This window comes from Actinacidiphila yeochonensis CN732, from assembly GCF_000745345.1.
Taxonomy (GTDB): Bacteria; Actinomycetota; Actinomycetes; order Streptomycetales; family Streptomycetaceae; genus Actinacidiphila; species Actinacidiphila yeochonensis.
The window spans coordinates 1,146,235-1,165,247 of record NZ_JQNR01000004.1 but is presented as its reverse complement, the minus strand read 5'-3'; the positions used below and the strand labels follow the sequence as shown (position 1 = coordinate 1,165,247).

Annotated in this window: 17 protein-coding genes; 11 read left to right on the top strand and 6 right to left on the bottom strand. The window is 74.7% G+C overall.

All coding sequences use genetic code 11. The features are described 5' to 3' along the window. Window positions 1-149: 149 nt before the first annotated feature. The 7 genes from BS72_RS11505 (at window position 150) to BS72_RS11475 (ending at window position 7,084) form a co-directional block, all read left to right on the top strand. Window positions 150-1,502 carry an MFS transporter gene (locus tag BS72_RS11505; protein WP_078901239.1) on the top strand — a complete coding sequence of 451 codons (1,353 nt, stop codon included), beginning with the start codon at window positions 150-152 and terminating at the stop codon, window positions 1,500-1,502. Between the two features lie 48 nt (window positions 1,503-1,550). Continuing rightward, window positions 1,551-2,108, top strand: coding sequence for a GNAT family N-acetyltransferase (locus BS72_RS11500; RefSeq protein ID WP_051950946.1), 558 nt, complete (start codon window positions 1,551-1,553; stop codon window positions 2,106-2,108). A 289-nt stretch (window positions 2,109-2,397) separates the two neighbouring features. Next, window positions 2,398-3,567, top strand: coding sequence for a Dyp-type peroxidase (locus BS72_RS11495; RefSeq protein ID WP_063836029.1), 1,170 nt, complete (start codon window positions 2,398-2,400; stop codon window positions 3,565-3,567). Continuing rightward, window positions 3,564-4,370, top strand: coding sequence for a family 1 encapsulin nanocompartment shell protein (locus BS72_RS11490; protein ID WP_037909140.1), 807 nt, complete (start codon window positions 3,564-3,566; stop codon window positions 4,368-4,370). Before BS72_RS11495 ends, BS72_RS11490 begins: the two co-directional genes overlap by 4 nt. Window positions 4,371-4,561: 191 nt before the next feature. Next, entirely contained in the window at window positions 4,562-5,182 is a 621-nt protein-coding gene (locus BS72_RS11485) for an RNA polymerase sigma factor (protein ID WP_107498735.1), read from the top strand. A gap of 33 nt (window positions 5,183-5,215) precedes the next feature. Further along, a complete protein-coding gene (locus BS72_RS11480; protein ID WP_232792334.1) occupies window positions 5,216-5,947 on the top strand; it encodes a methylated-DNA--[protein]-cysteine S-methyltransferase in 732 nt (243 codons plus the stop codon). A 318-nt stretch (window positions 5,948-6,265) separates the two neighbouring features. Then, window positions 6,266-7,084 carry an SAM-dependent methyltransferase gene (locus BS72_RS11475; RefSeq protein ID WP_265736795.1) on the top strand — a complete coding sequence of 273 codons (819 nt, stop codon included), beginning with the start codon at window positions 6,266-6,268 and terminating at the stop codon, window positions 7,082-7,084. A gap of 79 nt (window positions 7,085-7,163) precedes the next feature. Here the strand turns inward: BS72_RS11475 and BS72_RS11470 are convergent, their stop codons facing one another. From BS72_RS11470 to BS72_RS11460, 3 genes are all read right to left on the bottom strand, one after another. Then, complete coding sequence (locus BS72_RS11470) at window positions 7,164-7,991, bottom strand: helix-turn-helix domain-containing protein (protein WP_037909138.1); 828 nt, start codon at window positions 7,989-7,991, stop codon at window positions 7,164-7,166. 185 nt (window positions 7,992-8,176) lie between these two features. Next, window positions 8,177-8,431, bottom strand: coding sequence for a DUF397 domain-containing protein (locus BS72_RS11465; RefSeq protein WP_232792333.1), 255 nt, complete (start codon window positions 8,429-8,431; stop codon window positions 8,177-8,179). Between the two features lie 181 nt (window positions 8,432-8,612). After that, window positions 8,613-9,347, bottom strand: a complete 735-nt coding sequence (locus BS72_RS11460; protein WP_051950945.1) for a hypothetical protein — start codon at window positions 9,345-9,347, stop codon at window positions 8,613-8,615. Window positions 9,348-9,574: 227 nt separating this feature from the next. On the opposite strand from BS72_RS11460, the gene BS72_RS11455 reads away from it, so the two are divergent. Then, window positions 9,575-11,701 carry an ATP-binding SpoIIE family protein phosphatase gene (locus BS72_RS11455; RefSeq protein WP_232792332.1) on the top strand — a complete coding sequence of 709 codons (2,127 nt, stop codon included), beginning with the start codon at window positions 9,575-9,577 and terminating at the stop codon, window positions 11,699-11,701. A 150-nt stretch (window positions 11,702-11,851) separates the two neighbouring features. Here the strand turns inward: BS72_RS11455 and BS72_RS11450 are convergent, their stop codons facing one another. Continuing rightward, the gene (locus BS72_RS11450; protein ID WP_051950944.1) at window positions 11,852-13,882 is read right to left on the bottom strand and encodes an NPCBM/NEW2 domain-containing protein; all 2,031 of its coding nucleotides are present in this window, start codon (window positions 13,880-13,882) and stop codon (window positions 11,852-11,854) included. A 310-nt stretch (window positions 13,883-14,192) separates the two neighbouring features. On the opposite strand from BS72_RS11450, the gene BS72_RS32215 reads away from it, so the two are divergent. Then, window positions 14,193-14,669 carry a DUF6233 domain-containing protein gene (locus BS72_RS32215; protein ID WP_051950943.1) on the top strand — a complete coding sequence of 159 codons (477 nt, stop codon included), beginning with the start codon at window positions 14,193-14,195 and terminating at the stop codon, window positions 14,667-14,669. A 725-nt stretch (window positions 14,670-15,394) separates the two neighbouring features. After that, on the top strand, window positions 15,395-15,700 hold the full coding sequence (locus BS72_RS11435; RefSeq protein ID WP_037909136.1) for a hypothetical protein: 306 nt from the start codon (window positions 15,395-15,397) through the stop codon (window positions 15,698-15,700). 302 nt (window positions 15,701-16,002) lie between these two features. On the opposite strand, the gene BS72_RS11430 is transcribed toward BS72_RS11435, so the two are convergent. Next, on the bottom strand, window positions 16,003-16,221 hold the full coding sequence (locus tag BS72_RS11430) for a TrfB-related DNA-binding protein (protein WP_037909134.1): 219 nt from the start codon (window positions 16,219-16,221) through the stop codon (window positions 16,003-16,005). A gap of 253 nt (window positions 16,222-16,474) precedes the next feature. Between BS72_RS11430 and BS72_RS11425 the strand changes: the two genes are divergently transcribed. Next, window positions 16,475-17,581 (top strand): alcohol dehydrogenase catalytic domain-containing protein, encoded by a 1,107-nt coding sequence (locus BS72_RS11425; protein WP_051950942.1) that lies wholly within the window; start codon window positions 16,475-16,477, stop codon window positions 17,579-17,581. A gap of 310 nt (window positions 17,582-17,891) precedes the next feature. Here BS72_RS11425 and BS72_RS11420 read toward each other — a convergent pair whose 3' ends face one another. Then, the gene (locus BS72_RS11420; protein ID WP_037909132.1) at window positions 17,892-18,914 is read right to left on the bottom strand and encodes a LacI family DNA-binding transcriptional regulator; all 1,023 of its coding nucleotides are present in this window, start codon (window positions 18,912-18,914) and stop codon (window positions 17,892-17,894) included. Window positions 18,915-19,013: the final 99 nt, after the last annotated feature.

Genomic DNA, 19,013 nt, shown 5'->3' with positions numbered 1-19,013 from the left:
CCTCCCCTTCCGGACGCGGGTCGTCCGGTTTCGCGGTGTCCTCGCCGGCCAAGAAAGCCCCCTGTGACGTGCGGTCATGCGTGAAGGGATCGACGTACCATCTTCCATGCATTGGACGCATGAAACGCGACCGCCCTAGCGTCACACGCATGGAGCCATCCGCCGACAGTCCAGCCGCCAACCGGACGGCGGAGCGTGCCCGCACCGGACCGGATACCGTCCCTTCCCCCGCGACCCCCGCAACCGCCGCCCCCGGCCCCGTGACCACGGCCCCGGCCGCCGCTGCTCGGGCCCGGACGGCCGAGCACCCCGACGAACGCCTGCGGGCGGGCACCCCGGAGTACCGGCGGGCCATCCTCGCGCTCTTCGCGGCCGGTCTGGCCACCTTCGCGCTGCTGTACTCCACCCAGGCGCTGCTGCCCGCGCTCTCCTCCGGCCTGCACCTGTCCCCCGCTCGGGCGAGCCTGACCGTGTCGGCCGCCACGGGCGCGCTGGCGGTGGCGCTGCTGCCGGTGAGCGCGCTGAGCGAGCGGTACGGCCGCATGCCGGTGATGACCGCCTCCGTCTTCGCGGCCTCGCTGCTGGCCCTCGCGGTGCCGTTCGCACCGGACCTCACCGTGCTGGTGGTCCTGCGAGCGCTGCAGGGGGTCGCGCTGGCGGGTCTGCCGGCCACCGCGATGGCCTACCTGTCGGAGGAGGTGCACCCGTCGGCCGTGCCCTCGGCGATGGGCCTGTACGTGGCGGGCAACTCCGTCGGCGGCATGAGCAGCCGGGTGGCCGGCGGTGCCATCGCCCAGGCGCACGGCTGGCGCACCGCGCTGCTGGTGGTCGGGGTGGCCGCGCTGGCCTGCGCGGCCGCCTTCCGGCTGCTGGCGCCGAAGGCCCGGCACTTCACCCCGGGCCCGGTCCACCCGGCTGCCGTGGCCCGCGTCGTGGCAGGGCACCTGCGCGACGGCCGGCTGCGCCGGCTGTACGCGCTGGGGCTGCTGTTCATGGCGGTCTTCGGCGCGCTGTACACGGTGCTCGGCTACCGGCTCACCGGCGCGCCCTACCACCTGTCGCAGTCCGCGGTGGGCGCGGTGTTCCTGGTCTACCTGGTGGGCACCGGCACCTCGGCCGGGTCGGGCACCCTGGTGGCCCGGATCGGGCGGCGCGGCGCGTTCCTGGTGGCGCTGTTGCTGTGCGCGGGCGGACTGCTGCTGACGCTGGCCGGACCGCTGACGGCGGTGCTGGGCGGCCTCGTACTGGTCACCGGCGGGTTCTTCATCGGGCACTCGGTCGCGTCGGGGACGGTGGGCCGCACCGCCACCACCGGTCGCGCCCAGGCGTCGGCGCTCTACCTGACGGCGTACTACGTCGGCAACAGCCTCGGCGGCACCCTGGGTGCCGCGGCCTACCACGCGGCCGGATGGGGTGCCGCTGTCGCCGTCGCCCTGGCGGCGATGGCCGTGGCGGCGCCGGTCGCACTGCGGCGCCCGCCCGCGGCTCCGGCGGCGGGCTGACGGTCGCCCAGCCCGTCGGTGTCGGTGGTCGGCGCTAGGGTCCGGATCATGGAGACGGAAGCGGACGCCCAGGCATGGGGCGCGGCGGCGGGTGGGGACGGCGGCGTCCGGCTGAAGCCGTGGGGGGAGGGCGACTTCTGGCTGCTGGAGCGCACCAACAGCCCGGAGATGACCGAGCACCTCGGCGGCCCGGAGAGCGCGGAGCGGCTGGCCGAGCGCCACCGGCGCTACCTGGGGCTGTCCGTGCCCGGGCAGATGTTCCGGGTGGTGGCGGGCGGCCGGACGGTCGGCTCGATCGGCTTCTGGCAGCGGGAGTGGGAGGGCTCCACGGTCTACGAGACGGGGTGGGGCGTCCTTCCGGAGTTCCAGGGCCGCGGCCTGGCCGCCCGGGCGGCCCGCGCGGTGGCGGCCGCCGCCCGAGACGACGGCCGCAACAGGTACCTGCACGCCTTCCCCTCCACCGACCACCCGGCGTCCAACGCCGTGTGCCGCCGCGCCGGCTTCACCCTCCTCGGCCCGGTCCGCTTCGAGTACCCCAAGGGCACCTGGATCGCGTCCAACGACTGGCGCCTCGACCTGCGTACGCAGGAGCAGCCGGAGCCCTAGCTGAACTGCCCCGCGGGCGGGGCCGCGGCCGGCTCCCCCTGGACTCGGGACGGCCAGGACGGGAGACCGCACGCCAGGGCCGCGCCTCCGTTGGGCGGCACCCGCTCGCCGGAGGCGCGGCGTGGTCGGCGGAAGCGGTTGTTCGCGGACGAGGCTCTTCGCCGAGCGGGCAGGCGTCGTCCCGGCGACGGCGAGTCGATTGCCTGTTCGCACCCCGGCGGCAGTAAGGTCCGAGGCAGTCATCTTGATCACCGTCCGTGAGGACGTCGCGACAGATCGGGGGTACGCCGTGGCCACCGACCCACTGAACGGCCCGGAAGAACCGGAACCGCAGGCGGTCGTCGGCCCGCTGTCGGCGGCCGCCGTCTTCACTGTCGCCACGGTCGACCCCGGTGGCGAGGAGAAGGTGCGCGCGCTGCTGCCGGAGTTGGCCGGGCTGGTCCGCGCCTACGGGTTCGGCTCGCCCGACGCGGCGCTGTCCTGCGTGACCGGGATCGGCTCGGACGCCTGGGACCGCCTCTTCGACGCGCCCCGACCCGCCTCCCTGCACCCCTTCCCGGAGCTGAAGGGCCCCCGGCACACCGCCCCCGCGACCCCCGGCGACCTGCTGTTCCACCTGCGGGCGGAGCGGCTGGACCTCTGCTTCGCGCTGGTCTCGGAGATCCTGGAGCGGCTGCGCGGCGCGGTCACCGTCCAGGACGAGGTGCAGGGTTTCCGCTTCCTGGACCGGCGTGACCTGCTGGGGTTCGTCGACGGCACCGAGAACCCGGTGGGCGCCGGCGCCCGGGCGGCCGTCCTGGTCGGCGCGGAGGACCCGGAGCACGCGGGCGGCTCGTACGTCCACGTGCAGAAGTACCTGCACGCCGTGGCGGACTGGAACACGCTGCCGGTGGAGGCCCAGGAGCGGATCATCGGCCGGACGAAGGCGGCCAACGTCGAACTGGACGCGGGTGCCTCCCACGTGGCGCTCACGACGGTGACCGGGCCGGACGGCGGGGAGCGAGACATCCTGCGGGACAACATGCCCTTCGGCAGCCCCGGCCGCGGCGAGTTCGGGACGTACTTCATCGGGTACTCCCGCGACCCCGGGGTGACCGAGCAGATGCTGCGGAACATGTTCCTCGGCACCCCGGACGCCACGCACGACCGGATCCTGGACTTCTCCACGGCGGTCACCGGCGCGCTGTTCTTCGTCCCGTCGGCGGACTTCCTCGACGACCCGCCGCCCGCCGCCTCGGCCGGCGCCCCGGCCGAGGCACTCACCGGCGCCGCCGCGTCCCCCGCTCCCGCGCCCACCGTGCCCGGTTCGCTCCCGGCCGGCCCCACCGTCCCCGGGCCCGCGCCCGAACCGCCGGCACCCGCACGGCGGGCACCCGCACCGCCCGCCGCGCCAGGCCCCGCCCGGTGCGCGGACGGCAGTCTCGGCATCGGCAGTCTGAACAGGAGGAGGCACTCGTGAACAACCTGCACCGCGAACTCGCCCCGATCTCCGACGCGGCCTGGGCGGACCTGGAGGCCGAGGCCCGCCGCACCTTCAAGCGGAACGTCGCGGCCCGCCGCATCGTGGACGTGCCCGAGCCGGCCGGCCCGCGGCTGGCGGCCGTCCCGCTCGGCCACCTCACCGACACCGCCGCCCCCGCCGAAGGCGTGATCGCCCGCACCCGGAGGGCGCAGCCGGTGGTGGAGCTGCGGGTGCCGTTCACCGTCGACCGCGGGCAGGTGGACGACGTGGAGCGCGGTGCGAAGGACACCGACTGGCAGCCGGTGAAGGACGCCGCCCGGCAGCTGGCACGGGCGGAGGACCGGGCGGTCTTCGAGGGCTATCCGGCGGCCGGGATCACCGGCATCCGCGCGGCCTCGTCCAACCCCCAGCTGACCCTGCCGTCCGACGTGCGGGACTACCCGGACGCGATCAGCCACGCCGTCACCACCCTGCGGCTGGCGGGCGTGGACGGCGCGTACACGCTGGCGCTCAGCCCCGAGGCGTACACGGCGGTCAACGAGACCTCGGACCACGGATACCCGATCGTGCAGCACCTGGCGCGGCTGCTCAGCGGTGACATCGTGTGGGCGCCGGCCATCGAGGGAGCGTTCCTGCTGGCCACCCGCGGCGGCGACTTCGAGCTGGTCCTCGGCCAGGACGTCTCCATCGGCTACCTGGGGCACGACGCGCGCAGCGTCGAGCTGTACTTCCAGGAGTCGCTGACCTTCCTGGTGCACACCTCGGAGGCGAGCGTCGCCCTCAGGCCCGCGGGCACCTGACCGTCCGCCCTCCCCCGGCGCCGAACGTCCCCCCGGCGCCGCGCGTCCCCCGGCGGCGTCCGCGCCCTCCGTCCGGGACGAGTCCCCTTCCCGTCCGGCGTCCGAGGCCCGTTTGCCGCGAGCCGTGGGACGCCCCGCCCCTGTGCGAGGACCGGATCTCACGTTCCGTGCCCCGCGCGCGTCTACCTGGTGTGAGCAAGCCGCCGTTCGAAGAGGTCGTCCGCCGCCACGGGCCGATGGTGCTGCGCGTGGTGCGGGCCGTGCTGGGCCCGCACGAGGCGGAGGACGCCTGGTCCGAGGCGTTCGTCGCGGCGCTGCGCGCCTACCCGGCGCTGCCGGAGGACGCGGACGTCGAGGCGTGGCTGGTGACCATCGCCCACCGCAAGGCGATCGACTCCGTCCGCGCCGCCGGGCGCCGCGCGGTCCCCGTGGCCGAGCCGCCCGACCGGCCCGCTTCCACGGGCCGCCCCGAGGAGTACGACCCGGATCTGTGGCGCGCCCTGCGGGCGCTGCCCGACCGCCAGCGGCACGCCGTGGCCTACCACTACCTGGCCGGGCTGCCGTACCAGGCGATCGCCGAGCTGCTCGGCGGCACCGCGGACGCTGCCCGGCGAGCGGCAGCCGACGGCATGAAGACGCTGCGCCGCGCCTACGCGGACCCGGCGGGCGCTGGGCGGGCCGGCACCGGCGCCGGTGGCGCCCGGCAGCGGACAGGGCCGGCGGCGGCCGGTGACAGCACACTCGCGAGGGCCCGTCCGGCCGGCGGCGCCCGACGCGGCACGGCACGGCACCGTGACGAGCGGCGGAGATGAGCCGCGTCCGATGATGACGGAGGTGCGACAGGGATGACGACGGGGACCACGACGGGGATGACGACGGTGACGACGACGGGCACGACGACGGAGACCGAGGAGCGGATCACGATGACCGGGTCGGCGAACGGTGACGGCCTCGGCCGGGCACCGCTCGAACAGAAGGACGCCGCGGAGCTGTTCGCGGCCCTGCCGGAGCAGGACCCGCCCGCCATGGAGCGGCTGCGGGACCGGCTGGCCCGGCGGGCGGAGGCCGAGGGTGTGCTCGACGTCGCGTACCGCACGCTGGACAGCCCGGTGGGCCCGCTGCTGCTGGCGGCCACCGAACAGGGCCTGGTCCGGGTGGCGTTCGGAGTGCAGGACCACGAGGCGGTGCTGCGGCAGCTCGCCGACCGGATCAGCCCGCGGGTGCTGTACGCGCCGGCCCGGCTGGACGAGGCGAGCCGGCAGCTCGACGGGTACTTCACCGGTCGGCTGCGCCGCTTCGAACTGCCACTCGACCAGCGGCTGTCGACGGGCTTCCGGCGCTCGGTGCTGGACCGCCTCCGGGACATCGGCTATGGCCGTACGCTCAGCTACGCACAGGTGGCGGCGGCGGCCGGCAGCCCGCGGGCGGTACGGGCGGCGGGGACGGCCTGCGCCACCAACCCGCTGCCGCTGGTGGTGCCGTGCCACCGGGTGGTGCGCTCCGACGGCACACCCGGCCGGTACGCGGGCGGGGAGGCGGCCAAACGAGCCCTCCTCGCACTGGAGTCCGGCGCGTGAGCTGGCCGGGCCCGGGGGCCGGGTGCGCTCCCGGGCTCCGACGGGGGCTGGCGCGCACCGGGCGGGATAGGGAAGGGTGCCGGAGGGTAACCACTGGGCACAGCGTGGTGGAGGGGGTAGGTGTGCGTGGCCGAAGGGGAAGGGCGCCCGCCCGGACACGGGCCGGGGTCGACCGACAGCCCGGAGCGTGCCGGAAGCGCTGGACGGCCTGACATGGCGGAGGGGACCGACGAGGCAGGAGGGTCCATCCGGAGCGAAGGGGTTGAGGTGATCGACGGGGTCCGGCGCGTCGACGGGACCGAGCCGGCCGGCGCCGCCGTGGCCGACCCGGTGGCGGCCGACCGGCTGCGTCAGCACCGTCCGCACAGCGGGCGGATGTACGACTACTACCTGGGCGGAAGGACCAACTACGCGGTGGACCGGGAGGCCGCCGAGACGGTCATGCGGCGCTTCCCCGCCATCAGGGTCACGGCGCGCGTCAACCGTGCCTTCACGCACCGCGCGGCACGCTTCCTGGCCCGGGACCGGGGCCTGCGCCAGTTCCTGGACATCGGAACGGGGATACCGACCGCGCCCAACCTGCACGAGGTGGTGCAGGCGGAGGTGCCGGAGGCGCGGGTGGCGTACGCCGACAACGACCCGATCGTGCTGGTGTACGCCGACAGCCTGCTGGGCAGCACCCCCGAGGGCCGCACCGGCTACGTGGAGGCCGACCTCACCGAGCCGGCCGGGCTGCTGGCGGCGGTGGCCGCGGGCGGATGCCTCGACCTGTCCGAACCGGTGGCGCTCAGCCTGAACGCGGTGCTGCCCTTCGTACCGGACGACAAGGAGCCCTACGCGGTGGTGGCCACGCTCATGGACCGGCTGGCGCCGGGCTCCTACCTGACGCTGTCGCATGCCACGGGCGACTTCGCCCCGGAGGTGTGGGCGGAAGTGGTCGGCGTCTACGCCCAGGGGGGCACCCCGGCGCAGGTACGCAGCCACGCGGAGGTGGAACGCTTCTTCTCCGGCCTGGTCCTGGAGGACCCCGGCGTGGTGCTGGCGCACCGGTGGCGGCCCGACCCGGCCGACGGCCCGGCCGTCCAGCTCGGCGACAACGTGGTGTCGCTGTACGTCGGGATGGCCCGCAAGGAGTAGCCGCGGGGCCCCGGCCCCGGCCGGGGCCGACGGCGTACCGGGCCGGCCGGCGCCCGGTACGCGCCCGGTCAACGCCCCGTCAGCGCAGTTTCTTGAGGTGGTCCTGGATGCGGCGCACCGTCGCGTGGTGCCCGAGAGAGGCGTACAGCAGCCGGTCGAAGCCCTTGACGTGCTCGTCGACCTCGCTCTCGTCGTGCAGGTACAGGCCCCCGTTGGGCCGCTCGATGTACACGATGTCGGGCAGTCTGCCGTCCGCGAAGTCGAAGATGGTGGTGGTGCCGATCTGGACCGGCAGGTTGAGCCGGGTCAGCTCGACGAGCCGCAGGCTGATGTCGGGGCGCTCGGACAGCGCCACGAGGTGTTCGAGTTGACGGCGCATCACCTGCCGGGTGCCGTAGCCGCGCACCAGCGTCACCTCGTCCAGGACGCACAGCAGCTTCCTGTCGCCCGCCTCCGCGAACCTCAACTGCCGCATGGCCCGCAGCTCCACGGCCCGCTCCGCCTCCTGGGCCTCCCTGGCGGGCGAGTTGGCGCGGATCAGCTCCCGGGTGTAGTCGGTGGTCTGCACCAGGCCCGGCAGCTGCCCTATCTCGTAGCAGCGGATGCGCTGCGCCATGTCCTCCAGACTGACCAGCGTCTGGAGGGTCTTGGTGGACACGTCGCTCCACGCGTCCCACCAGCCGCGCTCGTTGGCCTTGCGGGCCAGATGGAGGAGGCGCTCCCGCTCGGCCTGCTCGGTGATGCCGTAGATGCCGAACAGCCGGTGGAGGTCCTCCTCCTTGAAGTCGTGGCGGCCGTTCTCCATACGGCTGACCTTGGACGCCGACTGCCCGATGTGGCGGCCGACGTCCTCGGTGGTCAGACCTCGCGCCTCCCTGCGCTGCCGCAGGGTGGCGCCGAAAATCATGCGCTGCGCCGTGGGCGGCCGACCCGAGAGGTCGTGTACATTACGGGCTCCTCGCGGGGCTCGCGACGGCTGAGCTGGCACGGACGGACTCCTTCGCGGGGCCACAGCCCCTCTTGCGCGGCCCGTCTATCGTGCCGCAGGTGCCACATCCAGGCCCACTCTCCGCCGTATCTGGCCGGATCTCGTCACAGGCAGGGGAACTCGCCCCGCGCGGCCGCGCCCACGAAGGCGCGTACCGCGGCGGACGGGAAGGCGAGGACCGGGCCCAGCGGATCTTTCGAGTCCCGGAAACCCACCGTTTCCGGGCCGAGTTCGGCGATTTCCACACAGTTGCTCTGGTGGTTGCTGTGAGAGCTCTTCCGCCAGCAGGCGCGGAATCCGGCCATCCCGGCTCCGTACGGCGGTTCGCGGCGCCGAAGGCCGTGCTCCGGACTGGTCATGCGCTGATCCTCCTCGGACGTCGACAGCAGACGGTGCGGCCGTGATGTGCAATTGCATATCGCGGCCACCAGTAATCATGGCCGCACCGCACCCGTTCCATGCGCCCCGGCGGCCAGAGTGGCCACATGGCCACCGGTTTCGCCGCGCCGCCCCGTCAAATCCGGCCAGTCGACCCGTCGTTCAGCCGCGGCCGGGGGTGTGCGAAGGAGTTCCGGCGGGCCTGCGGACCTCCAGTCCGGTGCAGCGCCAGCTGAGTTCGCGGGTCCCGGGCAGCGGCGGGAGGTGGCCGTAGGCGCCGGCCGCCACGCTGATGTTGACCACCAGCCACGCGCGCCAGCCGGCGCCGACCCCGCGCTGGTCGTCGAAGACGGTCGTGCCGTCGACCTGCCACAGCACGGAGTCCGCGCCCAGCACCACCCGCAGCTGGAACGGCCGGCCGGGCTCCACCAAGCCGTCGACGTCGCGCCCGGCCCCGCCGACGTGGTTGGACAGCTCCAGCAACGTCGGGTTGCTGTCGTGGTACTCGAAGGCGTCCACCTCTCCGTGGCCGGGCTGCGGCCGGCCGCCCGGCGTGTCGCGGCCCCAGGTCCACAGGGCGGGCCAGATGCCGCGTACGGCCTCGACCGTGCAGGTCGCCGACAGTTCGTCGCCGGGCAGCAGCTCGAAGCCGCCGGGGGCGTACTCGGTGGAGACGAGGTCGGTGTGCCACAGGCCGCCCGTGGCCCGGCGGGCCCGGAAGACGCCGTCGTCGGTGGGACCGTAGAGCGGGCCGATCCAGTCGAGCTTGTTGTCGCCGGGGTTGCGCCCGCCGGGCGGGTAGGCGGAGGTCCGGCCCACCGCCCAGGCGTTCCGGTCGGAGAAGGGGGCGTCGAAGACGACGGGGGCCACGGGCGGGTCGGCGGGCCGTGCGGTCATGGCGTGCTCCTGTGGGGTGAGCCGGCCTCTGTGTCCCCTCAGTCAAGGACGCCCCCGCGGCCCTGGGGAAGGAGCGTGCGGAGGCACGACCCCAGCGCGCGGACCTGGCCGCACGCCGGGTCGGGGCGGGTGCGCCGCCGCCGAGAGGGACCCGGGGGCCTGCGGCAGGCCGCCGGGGAGTGCGGAAGGCACGGATGCGGCGGATCATCGGACGCAAGTGTGCCATCGTGGAGAACAGCGACATATCACCCGAATACGGCACGTGGCCGCCGCGAGGCGGCACGGACGCGGACGAGAGGGCACGGATGGGTGGTGGACAGCAGGCGCGGCGCACGGCGCGATCGCCCGGCGGGGAGCAGCGCGGCCACCCGGCCGAGGCCGAGCACGGGGAGCGGCGCGAGCCGGAGCAGCGGCAGGAACGGCGGCAGGGGCAGCAGGGGCCGGAGGCGGACGAGGCCGAGCTCCGCCAGATCGACGCCCTGAACCGGCTGGAGGGTCCGCTGCCCCCCGAAGCCGGCAGGTCCGTGCCGACCCGCGGCGACAGGGCCGTGCCAGAGGCCGAGCCGGCCGGTCCCGGAGGCGGCGGTCCGGAGGGCTCCCCGGCGCCGGCCGGCGGACGGGCCTCCGCGCGGGGCGGCGGGGACCGCGCTCGCGACGCGGCGCTGCTGGACACCGGCCACACCGTGGCGGACGCCGGTTCCATGGAGGAGGCCCTCAAGGCGCTCAGCGCCCTCGCGGCGCCGGATTTCCGCCTGGACGGACAGGCGGTCTTCGGCGTCCAGGGCCACTTCCTGACCTCGGAGGCGATCGAGGGGTTCCGTCCCGGCGGCACCGACCGCAGCTTCCGGATGCCGCTGTCGACGAACTACCCGGCGGTGGAGGTGGTGCGCACCGGCCGCCCGGTGTTCCTCGCCACGGCCGAGGAGTACCGCAGCCGCTTCCCCGGCACGTACCCGCTGACGGCTCGCAAGGGCCGCCGGTCGTGGGCGTACGTCCCGCTGGTGAGCGGGGGCCGGCTGAGCGGGGTCTGGCTGGCGGCGTTCCGCGAGCCGGTGGCCTTCACCGCCGAGGAGCGGGCGCTGCTCACGGTGGCGTCCCGGCTGGTGGCCCGGGCGCTGGAGCGCACCCGTACCGGCGAGGCGGAGCTGGCCCTGTCCCGTGGGCTGCGCGGCAGCATGGGCCGGGCCGGGACGTCGGTGGCCGGCCCGTCGGTGACCGGGCTGAGCGTGGCCACCCGGTACGTGCCGACCGGCGGCGGGCTGGTGGTCGGCGGGGACTGGGTGGACAGCATCGCGCTGCCCAACGGCCGGCTGGCCCTGGTCATCGGCGACGTCCAGGGCCATGACGTGCACGCGGCCGGCATCATGACGCAGCTGCGCACGGCGGTGCACGCCTACGCGGCCGAGGGGCACGGACCGGACGCGGTGCTGGCGCGCGCGTCCCGGTTCCTGGCCGCCCTCGACGAGGAGCGCTTCGCCACCTGCATCTACATGGAGGCCGATCCGGCGACGGGGATGCTCCAGGTGGCCCGGGCCGGCCACCCGCACCCCGTGCTGCGGCTGCCCGACGGCACCTGCATGATCAAGCACGTGCGCGGCGGCCTGCCGTTGGGCCTGATCCCGGGGGCGGGCGCGTACGAGGACTACCCGGTGAGCGTGGTCGAGCTGCGGGACGGCGAGGTGCTGATGCTGTGCACCGACGGCCTGATCGAGACCGGTGGCCATGACATGTACAGCGGGTGGGTGCGGGTGCGCGACGCGATGTCGCCGGCCCCGGCGCGGGAGCTGGAGGGCATGGCGGACCGGCTGGTGCGGGCTGTCACCGGACCGTCGCCCGATGAGGCGGAGCGCGGCCCGGAGCCTGATCTGCGGCGCGACTACCGGCCGCGCAACGAGGACGACATCGCGCTGCTGCTGGTGCGGCGGGACGGCGGCGCCGGCCGGGCGAACCGGCGGGAGCGGCGGCTGGTGCTCACCATCGCGCAGGACCGGGCGGAGGCGCTGTCCGGGGCCCGCACCGAGCTGCGGGCGCTGCTGCACGACTGGGCGCGCCCCGACCAGGTCGACACCGCGGTGCTGCTCGCCTCCGAGCTGCTGGGCAACGTGCTGGTGCACACCGACCAGACCGCCACGTTCAACGCCCTGGTCAGCGGCGACGCGGGCCGCCGCACGCTGCGGGTGGAGGTCACCGACCGGGGTGACGAGCTGCCGCACCAGCGGGCGCCGGGCGAGATGGCCTCCTCGGGCCGCGGCCTCGTCCTGCTCGACCTGCTCTCCGACCAGTGGGGGGTGCGTCCCGAGGCCGAGGGCAAGACGGTCTGGTACGCGCTCCACGAGGACCAGACGCCCGCGTGAGGCGCGTGGTACGACCTCCGCGTGCCGACCCGCGGCAAGGGTCGGCCCGGTACGGCGTGCGGCGGCCGGCCGGGAGCGGGCGGGTGCCGCGCTCCCGGCCGGCCGCCGGGGGTCAGACCGCGGAGCCGCGGCTACCCGGGCTGCCGCCGGTCAGGAGCAGGTGACCTGGGCGTTCGCCCAGTCGGCGTGGTCGCTGTCGTTGCCGTCGCCGCCGTCGGTCACCACCAGCTGGACGTCCTGGGCGCCGGTGACGTCGGCGGCCAGCGGCTTGGGGCCGTCGGAGTTCTTCAGCACCCCGCTGTCGGCGACCTGCTTGCCGTCGGCGTCGACCTCGAACTCGACGGTGCCCTTGCCGTTCTTCTCGTCGTCCACCCCGACGGTGGCCGTGAGCTGGGAGCAGGACCCGCCGAGGTAGTAGGTGATGGTGGCCGGCGCGTTCACACCCAGCCCCTTGGCGTAGACGGTGCCGCCGATGGTGATCGGGTTGCCGTCGCCGGCCGCGGTCTCACCGTTGCTGGTGTCCTTCTCGACCGGGCCCCAGCCGTTGCTGGAGGAGGTCCAGGCGAGGTCGCTCAGGTAGCTGGTGCCGGCGGGCGGCGGGACCTTGACGGTCAGGCCGCCGGTGAGCGGGACCGTCGCGGTGCCGCCGCCGGGCTTGTCGTAACTGACGGTGCCGGTGAGGGGGTACGTGCCGGGGGCGGTGCCGTCCGGGACGGTGACCTTCCACGGGGTGGTCAGCCTGCGGCCCGGGGCGAGCAGCGCGGCGCGGGTGCTGCCGGCGGCCTTGGCGGTCCAGCCGTCGGGGGCGGTGAGCCGCACCGTGACCTGAGCGGCGGGCAGGGCGCCCAGGTTGGTCGCGTAGGTGTCCAGCGTGGCGCTCTGGCCGGGCTCGACGTGGTCGGGACCGCCGGTGGTGCCGGTGTCGGCCAGCACCGGGTCGAGCAGCGAGCCGACGCCCGCCAGCACGCTCGCGTCGACCCGCAGCAGCACGGTGCCGTGCGCGGGCACGGTGGCCGAGAGGGTGCCGGCCGAGTTGTAGTCCTTGTGGGCCCACAGGTCGCGCACGGCGTAGGCGGCGCGCTTCGGCAGGCCGGCGGCGGTGGCCGTGGTGGAGATGTGCTGCGGCTGGTCGGTGGAGTTGAACAGGGCGACGGCCCGGTCACCGCCGGCGAGCTGCTTGGTGATCACGTACGTGCCGCCGTCGGAGGAGGCCACGGTGGCCTGCGCGCCCAGCGGGTCCTGGTCGAGCGCGATGACGTCCTTGTTGCCGAGGATGGCCAGGGTGGCCGGGGTGGCCTTGCGCAGGTCGGTGCCGATGAGCAGCGGCGAGTCCATCATCGACCACAGCGAGAAGTGGCTGCGGTACTCGGTGTCGGTCATGCCGCCGTTGCCGACCTCCAGCATGTCCGGGTCGTTCCAGTGGCCCGGGCCCGCGGCGCCGGCCAGCGGCAGGTTGGCCTGGGTGATGGAGAGCATGCTCGACCAGTTGTCGCTGATGTCGCCGGTGGTGCGCCAGGAGTTGCCGATGTCGCCGGCCCACTCCGCGGGGTCCTGGTCGCCCCACTCGCACAGCGAGTAGACGATGGGGCGGCCGGTGGCGGCGAGCGCGTCGCGCATGGCGGTGTACCGCTTGAGGTAGTCGGCGCGGGTGCCGTCGCTCTGGTTGTTGCAGTTGTCGTACTTGAGGTAGTCGACGCCCCAGTCGGCGAAGCTCTGCGCGTCGGTGGTCTCATGGCCGAGGCTGCCGGGGTAGCCCGCGCAGGTGGCGGTGCCCGCGTCCTCGTAGATGCCGAGCTTGAGGCCCTTGGCGTGGACGTAGTCGGCGGTGCCCTTGATGCCGTCGGGGAACTTCGCGGGGTCGGGCACGAGGCGGCCCTGGGCGTCGCGGGTGTGCGTCATCCAGCAGTCGTCGATGTTGACGTACGTGTAGCCGTCGCTCTTGAGGCCGGAGGAGACCAGGTAGTCGGCGGTCTGCTCGATCAGCTGCTCGCTGACGTCGCAGCCGAAGGCGTTCCAGTCGTTGAAGCCCATCGGGGGCGTGCGGGCCAGCCCGTTGTCGAGGGCCGCGGCGGGGGTGGCGGTGGCGGCGACGTTCGCCGTCACGGCCACCGCGCCCAGGGCGCCGGTCCACAGCAGGCCGGCGGTCGCGCAGGCGAGCAGCCTGCGGACGGATCGTGGCATGAGCAGTCGTCCTCTGCGTGCGGGTGATGGAGGAAGTACGAGTGGTGCGGCTGCCCGCCCGGGGACGGCGTCCAACTGTCCGCGGGCGTGGGTAATTGTGCCGACCAGCGGGGTGGTACACCCCTTCGGCGACACCGATCAAACGCAATGCAACAGAGTCGAGCATTTTCCGAACACGCCTCACCGTAGGAGCGGTGACGTGACTTTGACAAGACACGTGCATGCACCCACCACCCGACCCACCCGGGGCGCCACCAGGGAGCGGTTGTCCGATGGACGGGTCGCGTCACATTCGAACTAGAATCGAACAATGAGCGAGAGCGAGGAGCTGCCGGCGGCCGACGGCCCGCTGGTGCGCCTGGCACTGCCGGACGGGCAGCGGCTGTACGCGGTGGTGCGCCGGCGCCGCCGCGAGCGCGACGGCTCCTGGTGGTACGACCTCCAGGTCCAGCTGGCCAGCCAGGCCGAGGAGCGCGGGCGGCTGGTCGCGCAGCCCTCCTCGGTGGACCTCCGGGTACCCGCCGGGCACTGCACGCCGGTCCCCGGCCAGGACTACGCGGACGTGCCCACCGAGCGCCACGGCGTGGTGCCGCGCTGGCGGATCGAGGAACCGGTGTACTTCGGGGCGGAGCGCGGCCCGTCGCGCCTGGTGCACCGCGGCGACTGCCGGGCGGTCCGCGACGTCTCCCGGCCGGTGTCCACCGACCAGGCCCGCGAGGCCCTCGGCGACGCGGCGGCCGCGCCCTGCCCGGTCTGCCGCCCCGACCGCCCCCTCATGGCCCGCTGACGCCCGGCCTCCCCCAGCCCTGCCCCCGGCCACCCCCGGCCCGACTGGCAGGTCGCGCACGGCCGGCGGCGCCTCGCGCTCCCCTCCGCCGCGCACGGGGGTGCCCCCACAGCCCTGCCCGAGCGCGGACGACGATCTTCTGCCGGACCGGATCCGGCCAGCCGACGGGCGCACCGGGAGGTCTGCCTCGCGGTGCGCCCGTCGGCGGTCGGCGGCGGCTCAGGAACGGACGGGTGGCGGGGGCCCCTGGCGGCGTCGCGGGCCGGCGTCCGGGGCCGCCGCCGCGCGGCCGGCGGCACCGGGTCGGCCGCTCCCGCGCGCCGGTTCCGCTTCGCCGCGGTCGCGGCCGTAGGGGATGGGGAGCGGCGCGCTGCGACCGATGCGGCTCTCCTCGGGGTGCGGATGCACCTCGCCGCGCAGGGGCGGCGCTTCGGTGCCCGGCGGAAGGTCGGGGGTCAGATGCGGTCCGTCGTCTGGGCTCATGCGGCCCGAGTACCCGTTCGGGTCGTTTCCACCGGGCTCCCACCGGGCTCCCGGCGGGCCTGCACCGGGAACGTCCCGAGTACGGTGCCCGACCGGCGCGCGACCGGTTCGAAAACCGCTGTCCGTCGGGGGTCCGGAGCGTTGTCCACAGGGGCCTCGACGCCGGTCGCGCGCCACGGGTTAGCCTCAGGAGGTCGAGATCCGGGCAGGCCCGGAGGCCGGGAAGTACGAGGAGGAACGTGATGGCAAAGGTGATCGCGACCGCCGCCGCGGCGGGCGGACTGATCGGCGGCTACGCCGTGGCCCGTTGGACGGGGCGGCGCGAGCTGGGCGGTGCGGCACTGGCGGCGGCGGGCGTGCTCGCGGCCAGCCAGTGGCGGCGCGCCGCCGGGCCGGTGCCGGCCGCCGCGCTCACCGGCGCGTACGTGGCCGCGTTCGCGGGCTCCCACCCGCTGGCCAAGAAGGTCGGCGCGTGGCCGGCCGTCTTCACCGTGGCGGGCGGCGTAGCCGCGGCGTCGTGGGTGGTCGCCGCCAGAGCGTCGCGCTAACGCCTCTCCCGGCGAGGTCTGCCCCGCTCGCGCCCTGGTACGGGCACGCGCCGCGTCGGCGGAAAACCCGAACAGCCTGCCATGAGGGCTTCGGGCCGCCTGGCGATCGCCCACACCAGGACCCCCGCCACCGGACCGACCTCGCCGGTCACGGCACTGGCCGGGCCCGTTCCGGCGCTCGCTCCGCCCCGGTCTCCGCCCACCGCCGGCGCCCGGAGAGGAGACGGACGACGAAGGCTCGGATCTCCGGGGACTCCTCGGAACGGGCGGCCGGAGGCCGGACCCGCCGCCGCGGCGGAGGCTCAGCAGGCCATCATCTTCTGGATGGCCTGCCGGGTCACGCCCAGTTCGCGGGCGATGTCGGCCTGGGTGACGCCCTGGTCGAGGAGGCCCTGCATCAGTTCACGCCGTTCGACGGCGTACTGCCGGGCGAGCCGGGTGTGGTGGATCGCCTTCTCCCGCACCTCCTTGATGTGGGCGAAGGTCGACGCGAACGCTGCGAGGTCCTGGGGATCAGCCATGCCCCCAGAATGACAACCCCTGGTTGTCACGTCAACCCCTCGTTGACATGGCGGCGTTCGCCCGCGGGCGGGCCGGCGGTTCGCGCCGGGCCTCGCGGGTGCCGGCCGGGCATCCCGTCGGCCCGGGCGGATCAGCCCCGCGCGGCCCGACACCAGGGGGTGCAGGCTGGAGGGGAGGGCGAGGAGCGTGCACCGGCCCTCCGCGCCGGCCCGCGCGCGGCCCCGCCGACCGTCGACGGAGGGGCAGGTTCCCATGAAGGCGCTCGTTTACCAGGGCCCAGGCGAGATCGGTTGGCGGGACGTGGCCGACCCGGAGCCCCGCGACGCCGCCGATGCGATCGTCCGCGTCGAGACCGCCGCCATCTGCGGCACCGACCTGCGCGTCCGCCGCGGCGAGGTGCCCGAGGTGCGGCCCGGCACGGTGCTGGGCCACGAGGCCGTGGGCGAGGTGGTGGAGGTGGGCGCGGCCGTCCGCGGGGCGGTGCCGGGCGAGCGGGTGCTGGTCTCGTGCGTCAGCGGGTGCGGCCGCTGCGCGTACTGCCGCCGTGGCGTCTACGGCCAGTGCCGGGAGGGCGGCGGCCGGGTGCTCGGCCGTACCGCGGACGGCACCCAGGCCGAGTACGTCCGCGTCCCCTACGCCGATCTGGCGCTCCACCCGCTGCCCGAGGCGGTGTCGGGCCGGGACGCCGTGCTGCTCGCCGACGTGTTCCCCGCCGCCTACGAGCTGGGCGTCCTGGGCGGCGGGGTCCGGCCCGGCGACACCGTGGCGGTGGTGGGCGTGGGTCCGGTCGGGCTGGCGGTGGTCGCGACCGCCCGACTGCTCTCGCCCGCCCGTACCGTCGCCGTCGACGTCGACACCTCCCGACTGGACACCGCGAAGCGGCTCGGCGCCGACGCGGTCGCGGGTCCGGAGGAGGCCGAGGCACTGGTGGAGGACCTCACCGGAGGTCTCGGCGCCGACGTCGTGGTCGAGGCGGTGGGCGCCCCGGAGGCGTTCGAGCAGTGCGTGCGGATGGCGCGCCCCGGCGGCACCGTCGCCAACATCGGCGCGCACGGCGGACCTGCCGCGCTGCACCTGGAGGAGGTGTGGAGCAGGGATCTCACCATCCGCACCGGCCTGGTCGACACCTCCTCCATCCCGACGCTGCTGCGGATGCTGGCCGACGGCCGGCTGCCCGCCTCCGAGTTCGTCACCCATGTCTTCGCGTGGGACGCCGCGGCGGAGGCCTACGGGGTCCTTGAGCGCGCCGCCGACACCGGCGCCCTCAAGGTCGTCCTGGGCGGGCCCACCCACGACGCGGTCGGCCTCCGCTCCCGGTCGGACCTGGGCGCGGACACCCGCCAGGAGGCGGCCCGCTGACCGGCGGCCTCGTCGAACGCCGGAGGTCGCACCCCCATGCCAGGCGCCGCCCTCGCCGTCCGGGTGCGCGGTAGTCTGCCACACCCCCGCGGCGTGGCGGACCGGGGCTCCGCCGAACCCGCTCCCCCTCGCCCAGCGCGGCCCCGGGCCCCCGGGCGGTCCCGGGCGGCCACGCGCATGGCCCCGCGAGGCCCCCGCGGCTCCGGGTCGAGGCCGTACGGAGGTCGCCTCCGCCGGGTGCGCCGGCAGCCGTCGGCGCCTGGCCGCGAGCCCTCGGGCCCGGCCGCGAGGACCGCGCCCGAGGGCCGGTTCAGAGGGTGCCCGGGGGCGGCGCGGTGCTCTTGCGGACGACGAGGCTGATGGCCAGCTCCATGCGCGTCGTGGTGGCCTCGCCCGCCCGCAGCCGGAGCAGCATCTCCGCGCCGGCCTCGGCCATCTTGCGCAGCGGCTGGTGGACGGTGGTCAGCGCGGGCCGGGACCACTGGGCGACCGCCACGTCGTCGTAGCCGACCACGGACAGGTCCTCGGGGGTGCGCAGCCCGAGGGCGCTGGCCGCCTCCAGAACCCCTATGGCCTGGAGGTCGCTGCCGGCGAAGATCGCGGTGGGCCGGTCGGGCCGGGCGAGCATCTCGGCCGCGTAGGAGTAGCCGCCCTCGACGTGGAAGTCGCCGAACGCGACCAGCGAGGGGTCGACGGTCAGTCCGGCGGTGGTCATCGCGGAACGGTAGCCGTCGAGCCGGGCGAGGGAGCACATCATGTCCTCGGGTCCGGTGATGATGCCGATCCTGCGGTGGCCGCACTCTATGAGGTGGCGGGTGGCGGCGAGACCGCCGGACCAGTTCGCGGAGCCCACGGAGGGCACGTCCGGGTCGGGGTCGCCGGCCGGGTCGATGATCACGAACGGGATGGAACGGGACCGCAGTTGGTGCTTGAACTCCTCCGGGAGCGCCGAGAAGACGAGGATGACGCCGAGCGGCCTGCGGCGCATGACACCCTCGATCCAGTCCGGCCCGGGTGAGTGGCGGGTTCCGGACTGGGTGAGGACCACGCTGCCTCCGTGGTCCTTGGCGATGTGCTCCACCCCGAGGATGAGCTCCATGGCCCAGATCGCGTCGAGTTCGTGGAAGACGATCTCGATCAGCGGGGCCTCGGCCGCCGACCTGGCCCCTCTCCGGTAGCCGTGAGTTTCGAGGAGAGTTTCGATACGTTGTCGAGTCGGCGCTGACACGTCCTGTCTGCCGTTGAGTACTTTCGAAACAGTCGACACCGATACGCCGGCAGTTTCGGCGATTCGCGCCAGGGTCACCCGCTCGCCCGCCACCTGATCCTCCATGCCCGCAGCGTAACGGCACACGGCTGTAACGCTTTGATAACCCGTCTCTTGAGGGTTGACCCCCCAGAGTCCACACCTTAGCGTCACAGCGCGCAGCAA